Raw genomic sequence first — 16420 nt, 5'->3', positions numbered from 1 at the left:
CCGTCAGGCCCGCTTGACCAGCTCCGACAGGCGGATGTCGGGCTCGTCGACCACGGCGCGCAGCAGGCGCTCGTACCCGTCGGCGAGCCCGGCCACCACCGGCTCCGTCAGCAGTCCCGTGTCGTAGACGAACGTCGTCGACAGGCCCTGCGGGCCGGGCCGGGCGTACACCATCAGGTCGTGCAGCACCTTCGGGATGCCCAGGCCGAAGTCCTCCACGGCCAGTCCCGGCAGGGCGAGCCGGCTCGCGACCTCGACCTCCTCGTGCAGGAACATCGCCTGGAAACCCTGCGCCCGGCCCGGATGCGACGGCTCGTCGAGCGCCGCGACCACCTGCCCCCACGGCAGGTCCTGGTGGTCCAGCGCGTCGATCACCGTCTCCCGGGTGCGCGCCAGCAGCTCCCGGAACGTCGGGTCGCCGGACAGGTCGCCGCGCAGCGCCAGCGCGTTGTTGAACAGCCCCACCAGCCGGGCCAGCTCCGGCCGGGTGCGCCCCACCCCGGCCACCGGGATGCCGATCGCGAAGTCGTCGCGGCCGCTCGCCCGGTACAGCAGCACGTGCAGCGCCGCGAGCAGCACCATGAACCGCGTGCACCGCGCCGCCCGGCCCAGCTCCTCGACCCGCCGGACCAGCCCCGGGTCCACGGTCCGGGCGAGCTGCGCCGCGGGCGCGCCCTTGGCCGCGGGCCGCGGCAGCGCGTCGACCAGCTCCAGCGGCGCCAGCCCCGCCAGCTGCTCGCGCCAGTACTCCCGGTCCTCGTCCTCCTTCTCCGTGTCCGCGACGGACTGCGACCAGGCGAAGTCGCCATATTGGACGAGCAGGTCAGGCAGGTCCGGCTCGGTTCCCGCGACCAGCGCCTGGTAGAGCAGGCCGAGTTCGCGGTCGATGACGCCGAGCGAGGCCCCGTCGGCGAGGATGTGGTGGATCGTCATCCGCCACACGTGGTCGTCGTCGGCCAGGCGCAGCAGCGACGTGTGCACCAGCGGTCCCTTCCGCAGGTCCAGGGCCAGGGTGCGGCGTTCGTTCAGCAGCTCGCGGGCCCGCTGTTCGCGCTGGTCGACGGGGAGGTCGCGCAGGTCGAGCACCTCCATCGCGATGCCGTTCGCCGGGCCGACGACCTGCACCGGGCCGTCCGGCCGGTCGGCGAACAGGGTGCGCAGGATCTCGTGCCGGTTCACGACCGCGTCGACGGCACGTGCCCAGGCGCCGGCGTCCAGCGGGCCGCGGAACCGGTGCACCAGGTCCACCAGCGGCGACATGCCGCCGGAGTGGGTCGTGCACAGCAGCCACCAGCGGGCCTGCAACGGGGTCAGCGGCAGCTCCACCAGATGTGACGGCCGGACGTTGACGGGCGATTCCGCTGTCACATCAAGCATGGTGAACATCTTGGAGTCGGGTGCGGACGGTGTCCACCCGTTCGTCGTATTCCTAACCGCGTTCCAGGGCCCGGTTCAGTTCGGACAGGTGCCGGTCCAGGAGGGCGGCCTGGGCGCGTACCGCCCGGGTCCGGTTCTCGGTCAGGGCCCGGTCGTGGTCGATCGCGGCCCGCACCGCCGACCGCACCGGCTCGGCCTCCAACTGCGTGAGCGCGGCTGCCGCGGTCTTGGGCGGCAGGGGCCGCTCGGACACCAGCCGACGCAGCCCGTGCCGGGCCCGTACTGTCCACCGGCCGTCGGCGTAGCGGAGGCTGACCCTCGGTCCGGTGGCCGCGCCGGCCAGCCCGTACAGCGCGGGCAGCGGCTTGCCGTCGCCGGGCTTGGGCGGCGGCGGCGCGGTGTCGTCGAGTTCGCGCCACAGCCGGTGCCCGATCACCGGGGTCAGCGTCACCGCGAAATACAGGCCGGTCGCGACGAGGATCGCGTTGTTCAGGCCCAGAAACTGCACCAGGTATCCGGCGAGCAGGCCGCCCAGCGGCGCGCCGCCGAACGCCACCGCCGTGATGATGCCGCCCATCCGCGACAGCATCTCCTTCGGCGTGCGCTGGTAGATCATCGCGCTGACCGTCGGGTTGAGCGACGACATGAAGATCCCGCCGACCAGTGTCACCACGACGATCACGAGCAGGTCGTCGGTCAGCGCCAGCACGATGAAGCGCGGCACCCCGCCGATCAGATATCCGGCCACCAGCATCGGGTAGCGCGGCATGATCGGCGCGACCCACGCGACGAGCACGTTCCCGGCGATGAGCCCCAGCGCGTACGCGGTGGCGACCGCGCCCAGCGCCGCCGGGTCGTCCATCGTCTGGTACACCCACAGCGGCACGAACACCACGGCGCTGGCCTGGTTGAACAGGTTGGTGAAGAACAGCATCCCGGTCACGGCGCGCATCAGCCGGTTGCGCCGGAACCAGGTGAACCCCTCCCGCAGCGCGGTGAAGTACGGCACGGCCGTCTTCGCGTCGGCGGCCGCCGTCACCGCGGCCCGCACCGGGACCATCAGCACCACCGCGACCGCGTACGTCGCCGCGTCGATCCAGATCCCGCCGATCGGCCCGAACACCACCACGGCGATCCCGGCCAGCGACGACCCGGCCAGGGTGGACGTGCGCAGCACGCCCTCGCGTACCGCCGCGACCCGGGCGTAGTCGCTGCCCGCCGCGCCCATCAGCGGCACCACCATGGTCGCCTTGGCCCGGTCGCCCTGCGCGCGCAGCACCCCGAGCACCGCGACCAGCGCCAGCAGCAGCCCGAACCCGTGCGCGCCGGCCACCGCGATCGCCGCCATCACCGCGACACTGCCCACGTCCGACCACAGCGACGTACGCCGGGCCCCGACCCGGTCCTGCAGCGGCGCGGCGAGCACGCCGCTGACCACGTACGTCAGCGTCTCGGCCCCGGCGACCAGGCCGACCTTCACCGGGTCGCCGGTGGTGACCAGCACCAGCCACGGCACCGCGAAGAAGGTCATCCGGGTGCCGATGTTGGAGATGGCCTCCGCGGCGATGAGCCTGACGAGGTCGGCGCGGTGGCGTCGGGGCAGCTTGTCCAATCCGGATCAGGCCGCCCGCACCGGCTCGGTCACAGTCCCTCCACGGCTGCTCCACCACCGGTCGTTGTCCGGCGGGAAGCACAGCATAGAGCCACGTCGCTGCCGGCCGTCGATGCGCGGCGCTGTCCTGTTTCCGCACCGCGAGGGCGGTTTCCTTGCGTGTGAACTCCGGTGAGCGGACGCCTGTACGCCCGATAATGGGGGTGTTCAACTGCGGTTTCGTCCAGAACGCGTCCAGGCGGGCGGGCTGGGCGCTGATGATCTGAGGGGAGCGGCGGCCGGATGAGCACGATGTTCGCCGTGCGGGCCCATGCCAGGGGCGGCCCGGAGCAGCTCGTCTACGAGCAGGCGCCACGGCCCGAGCCGGGGCCGGGCGAGGTGCTGGTGGCAGTGAAGGCCGCCTCCATGACCCCGCAGGAGCTCACCTGGCCGGAGACCTGGACATACACCCCAGACGGTTCGGGGCCCGAGCGCACCCCGGTCACCCCGTCGCACGAGTTCTCCGGCGTCGTCGCGGCGACCGGCGCGGGCGTCGACAGCCCGGCCGTGGGCGAGGCCGTCTACGGCCTGATCCCGTTCACCCTGAACGGCGCGGCCGCCGAGTACGTCGTCCTGCCCGCCGACGTCGTGGCCGCCAAACCCGCCACCGTCGACCACGACCACGCGGCGGCGCTGCCGCTGGCGGCCCTGAGCGCCTGGGAGGCGCTGCGCGAACACGCCGACGTGCAGCCGGGGCAGCACGTGCTGGTGCTGGGCGGCGGGGGCGGCGTCGGCATGTACGTAGTGCAGCTCGCGGCCGCGCTCGGGGCCCGGGTGAGCGCCACCGCGTCGGCCGGTGATCTCGAATTCGTCGAAGGCCTGGGCGCGCAGCAGGCCGTCGACTACAAGTCGAACCTCGCGGACCAGATCCAGGACGTGGACGTCGTCGTCGACGTGGCCGGGGCGGCCGCGCAGGCCCAGGCGTGGCCCGTCCTGAAATCCGGCGGCACCCTGGTCGCCATCGCCGCCCCACCCGACCAACAGGAGGCCGAGCGCCACGGCGTACGCGCGACGTACTTCATCGTCAAGCCCGACCGGGAGGCCCTGCGGGCGATCGCGGAACTCGTCGACGCCGGCAAGGTTCGTGCGGTGCTCGACCGCGTGTTGCCCTTGGCCGAGACCCGCTCAGGCTACGAGGCCCTCGAACACGGCCGCCGCCGTGGCAAGATCGTCATCCACGTCGCCGATTAGGCTCGTTTGTGCGCGGCCAGCTCGGACAGCTGGTCGAAGGTCCGCTCCAGGACGGCCCGCCGCTGCTCCTTGAAGCCGGGCGCGGGCTCCAGCCCGTCGATGGCCCCGTCCCAGGCGGTCAGGAACCGGGTCTTCCAGCCGTCGACGACCTCCGGCTCGGGCAGCCCGGCGCCGACCCAGCCCTGCTGGGTGATGAGGTGGAGCAGTTCGAGGTTGCACGGCACCGCGACGCCCCAGTACTCGTCGGGCTCGATCTCGACCGGATCGCCGGACATCGCCTCGGCGACCTCGCTGATGAGCCGGTCGGTCAGCATCGACAGGTGGTCGGCGGCGGTGTCGTCGTCGAAGTTCCCACTTCCCCAGGTCCCCATGCCTACCTCCTGCGCCGGTTGCCGCAGGCAGCCTACCGACGCGGAGGGACAGTTTCGAACCCTCCTGACCGATCCCGCGATCCCTGACCCCTGCCGGCCGGTGCGAGGTCGCACCTCAGTCGTGGACCTAGATGATTTGTTGTCGCCCTGACGACCACAAATCATCTAGGTCCAGGTCAGGCTGCCTGCGTGGAGGAGTGGGAGTGGGTGTTGTTCGCGCAGAGCAATGTGGTGACCTGGGAGCAGGCCAGTGGGATGCTGACGGCGGCAAAGGTGCGGCACCGGGTGCGCACCGGGCGCTGGCGGCGGGTGTGCCGGGGCGTGCTGGTGGTGGGCGATGGACCGTTGAGCGTCGACCAGCAGCGCTGGCGACCGCATCCTGCGCTTCACCTCCCACCAGGTGCGCAACAGACCTGGCGAGGTCGCCGCCGCGCTCCGCGCGGCCCTGACCGCAGCAGGCTGGGAACAAGATTCCAGATCTAGCTGATTTGTTGTCGTTCCAGCGACAACAAATCAGCTAGATCCAGCGGCGGGTGGTCAGTCGAGTACGCGGTGGTCGGCGTGGAGGGAGCGGTCGAGGCGGATGGTGATGAACTCGTTGTCGTCGGGGCGGCCCGGGGTGCGGCCGGACGAGAACGGGAAGTTGTTGTCGTTCAGCACCGCCAGGGTGCGGTTGTCGAGGATCAGCACGTCCTCGATCGTCTGGAACGGGAAGCGGAACGTGTCGGCGGTGCCGCCCAGGTGCTTCGGGTCGGCGATGTTCAGCAGGTCGGCGACCAGCGTCTTGTCGACCAGGCCGTCCCGGTCGCGGTCGGCCAGGTCGATCAGGTAGATCTTCTTGAACGCGGCCGCGTCGCCCTGGTTGTTGTCGCGCTCGATGACCAGGAAACGCTGCTTGTCGACCGCGATGAAGTCGCCGATCGCGTTCGACGGCGACTCCAGCCGGTACGTCCAGCGCCTGGCCGTGTACGCCCCGGCGGCCCGGTCGAACTGGTTGATCCGCAGCGTGCCCGCGGTGTCACCGCTGACCGTGCCCTCCAGCAGCGGGTACAGGTACCGGCCGTCGACGGAGGCGGCCATGCCCTCGAAACCCTTGCTGCTGCCCAGGTTCGCGGTCACCGCCAGCCGCGCCGCGCTCTCCGGCGCGTTGACACCCGGCAGCGGCACCGGAGCGGCCAGCATGCGCCCGGCCCGGTCGAAGTGCAGCAGGTACGGGCCGAACTCGTCGCCGATCCAGTAGCTGCCGTCGGCGGCCTTGACGATCGACTCGACGTCGAAGTCGGCCCCGGTCAGCACCCGGTCGGCCCGGGTCAGCGGCCACGACACGAACCCGGACGGGTCGGTGAGGTTGATCCCGCCGACGACGTCGACCTGCTTGGTGCCGAAGTCGGGAATGACGCGCTGGATGCGCAGTACGAAGTCGCCACTGTTGTTGATGTTGCCGTAGCCGTTGTCCGACAGCGCGTCGTAGCTGCCGTCGCTGTTGCGGGCGATACCGCTGAAGCCCTGTACGGGCTGGTCGGCGAACGGCGGCGTGACGCCGTTGACCGGCGCGGTGCCGAGCAGCGAGCCGGACGGGTCGCTGGCGGGCACGAACGTCAGCGCGGGCAGTTTCGCGAAGCCGGTGAGCACGGCGGGCCCGAAGTCGCCGGTCCGCTCGGTCTCCGCCGGGGCCGCCGAACCGCCGTGGGGCAGGGCGACCGCCAGGGTCAGCGCGGTCAGGCCGGTCACGGCCAGACGGGGCAGTCGTGTCATGTGTCCTCCTCGAACGGGTGATCGCCCTGGACGTTAGGCATCCTGGTTGAACCCGCCGAGAACGTCCGCTCAACGGCGCATGGAGATCGCCGTGCGGAGCAGCCGTGAGGTGGCCTCAGGCCCTGTGCACGCGTGCCTGCTTCGCGAGCTTGTGCTGCAGTCGCCGCAGGGTGCGAATCGTCTCCTCGTCGGACAGACCGGTGGTGGTCGACCACTCGTAGCCCGACCCGAAGATGTCGCTGGCGAAGACGATCTCTGTGGCGATGAGCGCCCGCCGCCAGTCCCAGGGGCTGAGCGGCTGGCCCGCCTTGAGGGACGCGCGCAGGCGACTGACCTGCACATGGAAGTCCTCGACGCCCTCGAAGCCCATGGCGACGGCCAGTGCGGCGGTGGCATGAGCGGGCCCACCCCAGTCAAGCAGGCCGCGGACGATCAGATGGCGTTCGGCATCGGTCAGGTCGATCTGGATCAGATCTTGGCTTGTCACGGCTCGCATCATGCCGCGTCCGCCGGTCAGGCGCTCGCGGATTGTTCAGCGCCGCTTCCACCAGGACCGCCGGGGCGGGTCGGCTGCCGGCGGCGCCCCGCACAGGGCCCGCGCCGTCTCCTTGCTGATCAGCTGAGAGATCTCCCTCGTGGCGCAGTTGACCAGGATGCCGTGGCAGTCCGGGCCGTCGGCCGCCATCCGCAGCACGACCTCGCCGGAGATCCCGGCGTCGAAGCGTGGTCCGAAGACGCGCAGGAAGACCTCCGGGTCCGCGAAGGTCATGATCCGGCTGAGCCCGTCGCCGTGGGACGTGCTCGCGACCGTGAGCCTGCCGTCGGAGGCGAGGTCAGCGCGACCTTCGCGCCGCATCATCATGTTGGTCATCACCCCGACCGTCGAGGTCCGGAACAGCGTGATGAACCGCTCGAACGTGGCCGCGTCGGGAGAAATAGCGTGTGCGACCAGGGCGTCGGACAGCGGGGTCTCGGTCATGCGGCGAAACGATAATGGAGATCGGTTCCGGCCGTGGGCCGTGCGGTCATACTCTGCCGGGTGAGCACTCTTTATCTGGCCCGCGTTGTCGAGCAGCAGCCGGTGGCGGATGCCGCCGGGCAGCGGGTCGTCGTCGAGTGCGTGACCGTGCACCCGGACGCGGGGCTGCCGCCGCACGCCACCGAGGGCAGCGACGCCGAGCGGCGGTTCGTACTTCGGCTGATCATCGATGGTGACGCGGCGGGCGACGACGAGGATCCGGAGCTGTCCCTAACCCGCCAGGTCGCCGTCGACGAGGACGGTTTCGCCAGGTCGGCGGTGCTCGACCTCGGGTTCGACGACGGCTTCTGGCGGGAGCACTGCACGCGGTGGTGGGCCGTCGCCGAGGTGGTGCCGGGCGTGCCGGTGCGGGAATGGCTGGCCGAGCCGAGTGACTCCTGCCCGTACCAGGTGGCGACGTTCGAGGCGGTGCTGCGCCCGGGTGTGTTGCGCCGCCCGCGCCCGGACGTGTACGGGAGCACCGCCTACTGGTGAGCGGTCAGAAGCGGTTGCGTACGCGCATCGTGCTGGGCCGCCCGTCAGGGTCGCAGATCAGCTCGTAGACGAGCCGGGCGGGCAGCCGCCGCAGGCCGCGCACCTTCGGCGGGTCGTAGCGGCGCAGCCGGGTACGCGGGCGAGGACCGACCTGCCCGGATGCGTGCCAGTCGTCCAGTTCCCGGGCCGCGGCGGCGAACAGGTCGAACGCGGCCGCGGGATCGGCCAGCCGCGGATCCGGCCCGCCGAGGTGCTCGCCCATCAGCTCCAGCCGCAGGTCGCGGGCGTACGACGGCTCGGCCGACTCGTCCACGACGGCGCACGTCAGCTCGGAATCGTACGTCCACGAGCGCAGGTTGAAGTTGTCCGACCCGACGGTCGCCCAGGTGTCGTCGACGATGCACGACTTGGCGTGCACGTAGATCGGCGTCCCGGCGGCGTTCTCCAGGCCGTACACCGCGACCCGGTCGCCGCCCGCCCTGCCCAGCACCTTCATGGCCTGCTTGCGCCCCCACGACTCGGCCCGCGAGACGGCGGGTGAGGCCGCGTCCGGCGCGAGCGGCACCACGCAGATCAGCCGCAGCTCGGGGTTGTTCCGCAGCGCCTGCGCGAACGGCTGGATGACCCGGGCCGACCACAGGTACTGGTCCTCGACGTAGATGAGCTGCTCGGCACGGGCCAGCGCCTTGAGGTAGCCGCGGGCGATGCTGCGCTCGCCGCGCGGCGCGAACGGGTAGCGCCCGAGCCGCCGCCGCGGGTAGGTGCGCAGCGTCTGCACGCTGTGCGTGCCGCAGCGCGGCGGGTCGGGCAGCGGCTCGGGCAACGCGGGGACCTCGGTGCGCAGCCGGGACAGCTTGTCGCGGGCCCAGTCCAGCACGTTGAGGGACAGCGCGCTGGGGTCGTCCCAGCGTTCCCGGAACACGTGCTCGACGTCGCCGACGGCCGGTCCGCGCAGTTCGAGCTGGATGTCGTGCCAGGGCGGGTTCGGGCCGTAGACCTCGGCCATCGGCGGGGCGAGGGGGTCGCCGTGGTGGTCGGCGTCGTCGTTGCGGCCCCGGCACAGGTCGATGCCGCCGACGTAGGCGACGTCGCGCTCGGGGCGGCCGGGGTGGCGTACGACGAAGAGTTTCTGGTGGTGCGAGCCGCCGAAGCGGACCCGCATGTCGAGCAGCACGTGCGCGCCCGCGGCCTGGAGCTCCTCGGCGAGCTGGCGGTTCTGCGGGGAGCTGAAGTGCAGCCAGTCCGGGTGCGAGCGCCACAGCAGGCCGTACACCTGGACCCCGCGCCGGGCGGCGTCGCCGAGGACCTTGGTGACCTGGGTGCGCGGCCCGTCGAGTTTCTCGTCGGGGTCGCCGCGCCAGTCGGTGAACATGACGACGTCACCGGCCTGCGTGTCGTTGAGCACGCTGACCAGCTCGCTGAAGTAGGTCGCTCCGTGGACCAGCGGCCGGGCCAGGTTTCCCGGGCTCCAGGCCAGTCCGTCGGCGTGGCGGCGGTCGATGCCGGTGGCCGGGTTGCCGCGCTCGTCGGCGGCCAGGAACCAGGAGTCGGGGGTCACGCCAGCGACCGTAGCCCCGATCCACCCCGCTGCGGGAGTGGCGAATATCGCGAAGACCCGGCGGAGATCGCCGTTTCGGGTCAGGAAATGCAGTCTGGCAGCACTTTCTGACCCGAAACGGCGATCTTCGCCGTCGCGGCCACCGTCAGACCGCGCGGGCCACCGCGATGGTGCCGTCGAGGCGGGGGCCGGCCTCGTAGAACATGTACTGCACGCCGCCGTCGGTGCCGAAGCTCGCCGCGGCGCTGCGGCCCCGGTCGGGCCAGGCGTCCATGGCGTAGTGGAAGACGCCCAGGTGCACCTCGCGGTCGAAGCTGTTGCCGACCTCGGTGAGGTACATGTCGCCGCCGTTGCCGTGGTAGACGACGTACGTGGTGTTGTTGCGCTTGAGGATGTGCGGCGCGGCGATGTCGGTCTGCCCGTCGGGGCCGGGTGTGACCAGCGGCGTCGGGTCGAAGGAGAAGGTCTTGCCGTCGGCCGACCAGCCCCAGAAGATCTTGCGAGTGCCGTTGGTGACGCCCATGAACACCATGACGTACTTGTTGCCCAGGCCGGGCACCGCGTGCTCGAACACGCGGGCGTACGACGTCTCGGTGCAGTTGGGGATGACGCCGGTGTGCAGCACCCGCCCGAAGTAGGTGTAGTTGACGCCGTCGGTGGACCAGGCCATCCGGGTGGTGTTGTTCTCGCCGTGGAAGTACAGGTAGAACTTGCTGTTCGCGGCGTTCCAGATGACGTGCGGGGACGACACGTGGCTCACCGAGTAGTGCGGCGACCAGACGTTGGACACGATCGGGTTGTTCGGGTACTCGGTGAACTGGCCGCTGAGCGAGTCGCCGTAGGCGAGGCAGATGCCGCCGGGGGCGTCGTGCGGGGCGTAGTACAGGTAGTACCTGCCCAGGGGCGAGCTGATCTTGTCGTACACCCCGCGGATGCACGGGAAGATCAGCTCGTTGGTGGGGTTGTAGCGCAGGTTGGCCTTGTTGAACGGGGTCCCGATGTACTGGTACGTCGGGAAGCCCGCGGGGCCGGCGTGGGCCGGGCTGCCCAGGGCCGAGGCGGTGAGCCCGCCGGCTGCGGCGGCCGCGCCCGCGACCAGCAGCTGCCGCCGGTTGAGGAGCGGTTTCATCGGTGGTGCCTCCCATCGATGGAGATAACCGAAAGTAACGGTGAGTCTCGGGTTCGCGCCGCGCGGCCGTCAAGGGGCTAATACGAATTAGTTCAGGAACTTCTGCTCGGGCGATTTTCGTTGTGGGCCTTGACGAAGCGCCTCGAAGGCCGCAGGATCTCATCTCACCGAAACACCTAATGCGCATTAGCTCGAAGATTGGACACGCACCGTGACCGGAGCCCGCAGGCGGGTGACCCAGCAGGACATCGCCCGCATGACCGGCGTCAGCCAGGCGACCGTCTCGCTCGTCCTCAACGGACGGTCCGACGCCGACGTCAAGCTCTCGGCCGAGACCCGCGAGAAGGTGCTGCGGGCCATCGCCGAGACCGGCTACGTCGCCGACCCGATCGCCCGGCGGCTGGCCGCCCGGCACAACCGGATCATCGGCGTGTTCACCTACGAGCCGGTGTTCCCCAGCGCGAACAGCGACTTCTACCACCCGTTCCTGGTCGGCATCGAGCAGCAGGCCGAGGTCCTCGGCTGCGACCTGCTCCTGATGACCAGCGCGCCGGTGGTCGACGGGCGGCGGCGCATCTTCCACGGCGACAACCGGCTGCGCCTGGCCGACGGCAGCGTCCTGCTCGGCCGCACCATCGACCGCACCGACCTGGCCCGGCTGCTGGCCGAGGAGATCCCGTTCGTGTCGATCGGCCGACGCGACGACGCGGGCGGCCCGGTGCCCTACGTCGGCGCCGACTACGCGGACGCGACGTCCGAGATCGTGCGCCGTGCCGTGGCGCTGGGGCACGACCGGCTGGCCTACCTGGGCCTGGGTGCGGGTCCGGAGTCGTGGGCCGACCGTGGTCGCGGATTCCGGGAGGCGGTGGCCCAGGCGGCGGCCTACGGCGCGCACTACGCGCCGCCAGGTGACCCGTCTTCTGCCGTGGAACCGGCCGACGACGCCGCGATCGTCGTGCGGGACACCGCTGCGGTCCTGGACGCGGCGCTGGCCGCCGGGGTGACCGCAGTGGTGGTCGAGGAGCACGCCGACGGGGTCGCGCTGTACGAGCTGGCCCGCGAACGCGGGGTTTCGCTGTCGGTGGCGACGCTCGGGGAACCCACCCGGGCCGCGCTGCCGACGGCAGTGGAGTTCACCAGCCTGCGCATACCGCGCCAGGCGATGGGCGCGCAGGCCGTCGAGGTCCTGACCGCCCTGATCGAGGGCGCGCCCGGCGAGCGGCAGCGCCTGCTGCCGTGCGAGGTCGTGTCCGGCGAGACGCTCAGCGAAAGAGGTAATTGACGATGCGGGCCGAGATTCTGGTGGTCGGGGGCGGCCTCGGCGGGGTGGCCGCGGCGCTGGGTGCGCTACGGGCGGGCCGGCGGGTGGTGCTCACCGAGGAGTACGACTGGCTCGGCGGTCAGCTGACCAGCCAGGCCGTGCCGCCGGACGAGCACAGCTGGGTGGAGCAGTTCGGGGTCACGGCGAGCTACCGCGCTCTGCGCGAGGGCATCCGCGACTACTACCGGACCCACTACCCGCTGATCCCGGCCGCCCGGGCGTGGCGGGAGCTGAACCCGGGCGGCGGCCACGTCAGCCGGTTGTGCCATGAGCCGCGGGTCGCGGTCGCGGTGATCGAGTCCATGCTGGCCCCGTACCGGTCATCGGGTCGCCTCACCGTTCTGCAGCCGTACCGGCCGGTGGCCGCCGACACCGACGGCGACCGGGTCACCGCGGTGACGGTCGAGCACGTGCGCACCGGCGACCGGCTGACGGTCGAGGCGGCGTACACCCTCGACGCGACCGAGACCGGGGAGCTGCTGCCGCTGACCGGGACCGAGTACGTCACCGGGTTCGAGTCGCAGCACGAGACCGGCGAGCCCAGCGCCCCGGACACCGCGCAGCCGATGAACATGCAGGCGGTGTCGGTGTGCTTCGCGATCGACCACGTCGACGGCGACCACACCATCGACAAGCCCGCGCAGTACGACTTCTGGCGCGCCTACCAGCCGGACTTCTGGGGCGACCGGTTGCTGTCGTTCCGCTCGCCGAACCCGCGCACCCTGGCGATCAGCGAGCGCAGCTTCACCCCGAACCCCGACGACGACCCGCTGTCGGTCGTCGCCGACCAGCGGGTCAACCCGGGTGACGGCAACCTGTGGACCTTCCGGCGCATCGCGGCCCGCAAGCTGTTCACCCCGGGGACTTACGAGAGCGACATCTGCCTGGTCAACTGGCCGATGATCGACTACTTCGAGAGCCCGGTCATCGACGTGCCCGACGCGGCCACGCACTACGCGAACGCCAAGCAGCTGTCGCTGTCGGTCTTGTACTGGCTGCAGACCGAGGCGGGCTTCCCCGGCCTGCGGCTGCGCGGCGACGTCACCGGCGGCGCGGACGGCCTGGCCATGGCCCCCTACATCCGGGAGTCGCGGCGCATCCGGGCCGAGTACACGGTCGTCGAGCAGGACCTGTCGCTGGCCGTACGCGGCGACAAGGGCGCGGTCGAGTACCCCGACGCGGTCGGGGTCGGCATGTACCGCATCGACCTGCACCCCTCCACCGGCGGCGACAACTACATCGACGTCGGCTCGTGTCCCTTCGAGATCCCGCTCGGCGCGCTGATCCCGCGCCGGATGGAGAACCTGCTGCCCGCGGGCAAGAACATCGGCACCACGCACATCACCAACGGCTCGTACCGGCTGCACCCGGTCGAGTGGAACGTGGGCGAGGTGGCGGGGGCGCTCGCGGCGTACTGCCTGGACAACGGCCAGTCGCCGCGCGGCGTGCGCAACACCCCGGAGCACCTGTCCGGGTTCCAGGCACAGCTCATCCGGGACGGCGTGCAACTGCGCTGGCCCGACGTCTCCGGCTACTGACCGGCCACTTTGAGTTGGAGTTATCGATGAAGATACGCGCACTTCTGTCCGCCGCGACCGCCGGCGCGCTCGCCCTCGGTCTGGCCGCGTGCGGCGGCGCCGAGGAGCCGAGCACCGGCCCCGTGTCGCTGCGCATGACGGTGTGGTCCTCGAACGAGGCGCACCTGAAGCTGTTCAACGAGATCGCCGACGCCTACCAGGCGAAGAACCCGCGGGTCACCGAGGTCAAGTTCGACCCGATTCCGTTCGAGAGCTACACCACCACCCTGACCACGCAGATCGCCGGCGGCAACGGCCCGGACCTGGCCTGGCTGCTGGAGAACTCCGCGCCGGACTTCGTCGGCTCGGGCGCGCTGCTGCCGCTGGACGACACCCTGGCCAAGGCCGACGGCTACAACGCCGCCGACCTCAGTCCGTCCGCGACCAAGTTGTGGCAGGCCGGCGGCAAGCTGTTCGCGTATCCCTTCTCGACCTCGCCCTTCGGCGTGTTCGTCAACACCGACCAGCTCAAGGCCGCCGGGCAGCAGACCCCGGCCGAGCTGATCGCCGCCAACCAGTGGACCTGGGAGAAGGCGGCGGCCGTCGCCGCGGCGTCGGCGGCCAAGAGCGGCAAGGCCGGCCTGGTCGTGCGCGACTTCGACTACAAGGGCTGGGACAACCTGTCCACGGTCTGGACCGGCTGGGGCGCGCAGGCGTGGAGCGCCGACGGCAAGACCTGCGGGTTCGACCAGCAGCCGATGGTCGACGCGATGACCTTCCTGCACAAGGCGATCTTCACGGACAAGGCGCTGCCGGGCCCTGGCACCACGGCCGACTTCTTCGCCGGTGAGGCCGCCATGACGGTCACCCAGATCTCCCGGGCGTCGCTGCTCAAGGAGGCCAAGTTCGGCTGGGACCTGGTCCCGCTGCCGACCGGCCCGAAGGGCGCGTACGCCGTGATCGGCCAGGCCGGGCTCGGCGCGTTCAAGAAGGGCAAGAACGCCGACGTCGCCGCCGACTTCCTCGCCTTCTTCACCAACCCGGAGAACTCCGCCAAGCTCGCCGCGTACTTCCCGCCGCCGCGCACCTCGCTGCTCACCGCCGACACCCTCGCCAAGACCAACCCGCTGCTCAAGCCCGAGCAGCTGCAGAAGGTCGTCATCGATGGCATCTCCACCGGCGTCGTCAAGCCGAGCCACACCGGCCAGGCCGAGATCGCCCAGGCGGTCCGGGCCGCGCTCGACCCGCTGTGGAAGCCCGACGCAGACGTCAAGGCGGTCCTCGGCGGCGTCTGCTCGGCCATCAACCCCCTGCTGGCCAAGTGAGCACTCGCTTCTGGACAGGTAGCCGGCGCGACACCCTCGCCGGCTACCTGTTCATCGCCCCCCAGCTCATCGGCTCGGTGCTGTTCGTGTTCGTGCCGCTGGGCCTGGTGTTCTGGTACAGCCTGCACGAGTGGAACGTCCTGGCCGACACGTTCACCTTCGTCGGCGGCGAGAACTACCAGGCCCTGGCCGACGACCCGAAGCTCGCCGACGCGCTGGTGGCCACCGGGTTCTTCTCCGCCGGGCTGGTCGTGCTCAACCTGAGCCTGGCCCTGCTGCTGGCGGTGCTGCTCAACCAGCGGCTGCGCGGCACCGTGTTCTTCCGGACCGTGTTCTTCTCACCGGTCGTGGTGAGCCTGGTCGCCTGGACCATCGTGTGGAGCTTCCTGCTGCAGGACAACGGCGGCATCAACGGCCTGCTGGAGACCGTCGGCGTCGACGGGCCCAACTGGCTGCGCGGCGAGGGCACCGCCATACTCGCGGTGATCGTGGTGCAGGTGGTCAAGAACGTCGGCCTGAACATGGTGCTGTTCCTGGCCGCGCTGCAGGGCGTGCCCGCGAACCTGTACGAGGCCGCCACCGTCGACGGCGCGAGCCGCCGCCGGCAGTTCCTCAGCATCACCGTGCCGATGATCAGCCCGACCATCCTGCTCACGTCGATCATCACCGTGGTCGGCTCGCTGCAGGTGTTCGCGCAGATCGCGGTGCTCACCCAGGGCGGCCCGGGGACCTCCACCACGGTGCTCGTCTACTACCTCTACCAGCAGGCGTTCCAGTTCCACCACTTCGGATACGGGGCCACCCTGTCCGTGCTGCTGTTCGCGATCGTGCTGCTGCTGACCCTGGTGCAGTGGCGTATGCGCCGGAAGTGGGTGTTCCATGAGTCGTAGGGCCAAGACCGCCGTGTACGGCGTGCTCTGCCTGCTGGCGCTGCCGTTCCTGTTCCCGACCTGGTGGATGGTGACGTCGTCGCTCAAACCGGTCAACGACATCTTCGCCTTCCCGCCGACCCTGTTCCCGGCCGACGTCAGCTTCGACGCGTACGCCAAGGCGTTCGAGCTGCAGCCGTTCGCCCGGCAGTACGTCAACAGCATGTACATCGCGGCGCTGGTCACGATCGGCACGCTCGCGGTGTCGTCGCTGGCCGGGTACGCGTTCGCGCGGATCAGGTTCAAGGGCGCGAACTTCTGGTTCGTGGTGATCCTGGTCGGCCTGCTCATCCCGAGCGAGGTCACCATCGTGCCGCTGTTCAAGATGTTCGACGCGTGGGGCATGGTCGACACGCACTGGCCGCTGATCCTGGTGCCGATCCTCGGCGCGCCCAGCGTGCTGGCGACCTTCATCATGCGGCAGTTCTTCCTCGCCCTGCCCGGCGAGCTGGAGGAGGCCGCGAAGGTCGACGGCCTCGGCCGCTTCGCGATCTTCCGGCTGATCGCGCTGCCGCTGGCCCGCCCGGCCCTGGGCGCGGTCGCCATCTTCACCTTCCTGCACAGCTGGAACCTGTACCTGGAACCGATCGTGTTCCTGTCCAGCTCCGAGATGTTCACCCTGCCGCAGGCGCTGACCCAGTTCGTCGACGCGTACGGCGGCCCGATGTGGGACATCCAGCTGTCCGCGGCGTCGCTGACCGCGCTGCCGGTGCTGGTGGTGTTCGTCATCGCGCAACGCCAGTTCATCGAGGGCCTGGCCCACACCGGGCTCAAAGGATAACC

Annotated in this window: 16 protein-coding genes; 8 read left to right on the top strand and 8 right to left on the bottom strand. The window is 70.6% G+C overall.

Annotation, left to right across the window (positions count from 1 at the left end; translation table 11 throughout):
• Positions 1-3: 3 nt before the first annotated feature.
• Positions 4-1368: a condensation domain-containing protein gene (locus AB0B66_RS32375; RefSeq protein WP_360537138.1), complete on the bottom strand. Its 1365-nt coding sequence runs from the start codon at positions 1366-1368 to the stop codon at positions 4-6.
• A 61-nt stretch (positions 1369-1429) separates the two neighbouring features.
• On the bottom strand, positions 1430-2989 hold the full coding sequence (locus AB0B66_RS32370) for an MFS transporter (protein WP_360537136.1): 1560 nt from the start codon (positions 2987-2989) through the stop codon (positions 1430-1432).
• A 282-nt stretch (positions 2990-3271) separates the two neighbouring features.
• On the opposite strand from AB0B66_RS32370, the gene AB0B66_RS32365 reads away from it, so the two are divergent.
• Positions 3272-4219, top strand: a complete 948-nt coding sequence (locus tag AB0B66_RS32365) for an NADP-dependent oxidoreductase (RefSeq protein WP_360537134.1) — start codon at positions 3272-3274, stop codon at positions 4217-4219.
• Here the strand turns inward: AB0B66_RS32365 and AB0B66_RS32360 are convergent.
• Positions 4216-4590 (bottom strand): DUF4259 domain-containing protein, encoded by a 375-nt coding sequence (locus AB0B66_RS32360; protein ID WP_360537132.1) that lies wholly within the window; start codon positions 4588-4590, stop codon positions 4216-4218. The genes AB0B66_RS32365 and AB0B66_RS32360 overlap by 4 nt on opposite strands.
• Positions 4591-4779: 189 nt before the next feature.
• Here AB0B66_RS32360 and AB0B66_RS32355 point away from each other — a divergent pair, with 189 nt between their 5' ends.
• Positions 4780-5073: a hypothetical protein gene (locus tag AB0B66_RS32355; protein ID WP_360537130.1), complete on the top strand. Its 294-nt coding sequence runs from the start codon at positions 4780-4782 to the stop codon at positions 5071-5073.
• A gap of 54 nt (positions 5074-5127) precedes the next feature.
• On the opposite strand, the gene AB0B66_RS32350 is transcribed toward AB0B66_RS32355, so the two are convergent.
• The 3 genes from AB0B66_RS32350 to AB0B66_RS32340 all read right to left on the bottom strand — a co-directional run bounded on the left by AB0B66_RS32350 (position 5128) and on the right by AB0B66_RS32340 (position 7324).
• A complete protein-coding gene (locus tag AB0B66_RS32350; protein ID WP_360537128.1) occupies positions 5128-6345 on the bottom strand; it encodes an esterase-like activity of phytase family protein in 1218 nt (405 codons plus the stop codon).
• Between the two features lie 115 nt (positions 6346-6460).
• Positions 6461-6844, bottom strand: coding sequence for a hypothetical protein (locus tag AB0B66_RS32345; RefSeq protein ID WP_360537126.1), 384 nt, complete (start codon positions 6842-6844; stop codon positions 6461-6463).
• Between the two features lie 33 nt (positions 6845-6877).
• On the bottom strand, positions 6878-7324 hold the full coding sequence (locus tag AB0B66_RS32340) for a hypothetical protein (RefSeq protein WP_360537124.1): 447 nt from the start codon (positions 7322-7324) through the stop codon (positions 6878-6880).
• A gap of 60 nt (positions 7325-7384) precedes the next feature.
• On the opposite strand from AB0B66_RS32340, the gene AB0B66_RS32335 reads away from it, so the two are divergent.
• Positions 7385-7858, top strand: coding sequence for a hypothetical protein (locus AB0B66_RS32335; protein ID WP_360537122.1), 474 nt, complete (start codon positions 7385-7387; stop codon positions 7856-7858).
• 4 nt (positions 7859-7862) lie between these two features.
• On the opposite strand, the gene AB0B66_RS32330 is transcribed toward AB0B66_RS32335, so the two are convergent.
• Both AB0B66_RS32330 and AB0B66_RS32325 read right to left on the bottom strand, forming a co-directional pair.
• Positions 7863-9416, bottom strand: a complete 1554-nt coding sequence (locus tag AB0B66_RS32330; protein ID WP_360537120.1) for a phospholipase D family protein — start codon at positions 9414-9416, stop codon at positions 7863-7865.
• A 145-nt stretch (positions 9417-9561) separates the two neighbouring features.
• Positions 9562-10545: a hypothetical protein gene (locus AB0B66_RS32325; protein WP_360537118.1), complete on the bottom strand. Its 984-nt coding sequence runs from the start codon at positions 10543-10545 to the stop codon at positions 9562-9564.
• A gap of 232 nt (positions 10546-10777) precedes the next feature.
• Here AB0B66_RS32325 and AB0B66_RS32320 point away from each other — a divergent pair, with 232 nt between their 5' ends.
• Genes AB0B66_RS32320 through AB0B66_RS32300 form a run of 5 tightly spaced genes read left to right on the top strand, consistent with a single transcriptional unit; the run spans position 10778 to position 16418 of the window.
• Complete coding sequence (locus AB0B66_RS32320) at positions 10778-11827, top strand: LacI family DNA-binding transcriptional regulator (RefSeq protein ID WP_360537116.1); 1050 nt, start codon at positions 10778-10780, stop codon at positions 11825-11827.
• A gap of 2 nt (positions 11828-11829) precedes the next feature.
• Positions 11830-13404, top strand: coding sequence for an FAD-dependent oxidoreductase (locus tag AB0B66_RS32315; RefSeq protein WP_360537114.1), 1575 nt, complete (start codon positions 11830-11832; stop codon positions 13402-13404).
• Positions 13405-13430: 26 nt separating this feature from the next.
• Positions 13431-14708 (top strand): sugar ABC transporter substrate-binding protein, encoded by a 1278-nt coding sequence (locus tag AB0B66_RS32310; protein ID WP_360537112.1) that lies wholly within the window; start codon positions 13431-13433, stop codon positions 14706-14708.
• Complete coding sequence (locus AB0B66_RS32305) at positions 14705-15598, top strand: sugar ABC transporter permease (RefSeq protein WP_360537110.1); 894 nt, start codon at positions 14705-14707, stop codon at positions 15596-15598. Before AB0B66_RS32310 ends, AB0B66_RS32305 begins: the two co-directional genes overlap by 4 nt.
• Entirely contained in the window at positions 15588-16418 is an 831-nt protein-coding gene (locus AB0B66_RS32300; RefSeq protein ID WP_360537108.1) for a carbohydrate ABC transporter permease, read from the top strand. The genes AB0B66_RS32305 and AB0B66_RS32300 overlap by 11 nt, the downstream gene beginning before the upstream one ends.
• Positions 16419-16420: the final 2 nt, after the last annotated feature.

The organism is Catellatospora sp. NPDC049111, assembly GCF_040648615.1.
In the GTDB taxonomy this organism is placed as follows: domain Bacteria; phylum Actinomycetota; class Actinomycetes; order Mycobacteriales; family Micromonosporaceae; genus Catellatospora; species Catellatospora aurea.
This window is presented reverse-complemented; position numbering and strand designations above follow the sequence as displayed.

What these genes read in the sequence shown, in the direction of transcription:
- AB0B66_RS32350 (WP_360537128.1), bottom strand. Translation starts at nt 6,345, where the DNA reads ATGACACGACTGCCCCGTCTGGCCGTGACCGGCCTGACCGCGCTGACC.
- AB0B66_RS32345 (WP_360537126.1), bottom strand. Translation starts at nt 6,844, where the DNA reads ATGATGCGAGCCGTGACAAGCCAAGATCTGATCCAGATCGACCTGACC.
- AB0B66_RS32310 (WP_360537112.1), top strand. Translation starts at nt 13,431, where the DNA reads ATGAAGATACGCGCACTTCTGTCCGCCGCGACCGCCGGCGCGCTCGCC.
- AB0B66_RS32315 (WP_360537114.1), top strand. Translation starts at nt 11,830, where the DNA reads ATGCGGGCCGAGATTCTGGTGGTCGGGGGCGGCCTCGGCGGGGTGGCC.
- AB0B66_RS32365 (WP_360537134.1), top strand. Translation starts at nt 3,272, where the DNA reads ATGAGCACGATGTTCGCCGTGCGGGCCCATGCCAGGGGCGGCCCGGAG.
- AB0B66_RS32340 (WP_360537124.1), bottom strand. Translation starts at nt 7,324, where the DNA reads ATGACCGAGACCCCGCTGTCCGACGCCCTGGTCGCACACGCTATTTCT.
- AB0B66_RS32325 (WP_360537118.1), bottom strand. Translation starts at nt 10,545, where the DNA reads ATGAAACCGCTCCTCAACCGGCGGCAGCTGCTGGTCGCGGGCGCGGCC.
- AB0B66_RS32360 (WP_360537132.1), bottom strand. Translation starts at nt 4,590, where the DNA reads ATGGGGACCTGGGGAAGTGGGAACTTCGACGACGACACCGCCGCCGAC.
- AB0B66_RS32300 (WP_360537108.1), top strand. Translation starts at nt 15,588, where the DNA reads ATGAGTCGTAGGGCCAAGACCGCCGTGTACGGCGTGCTCTGCCTGCTG.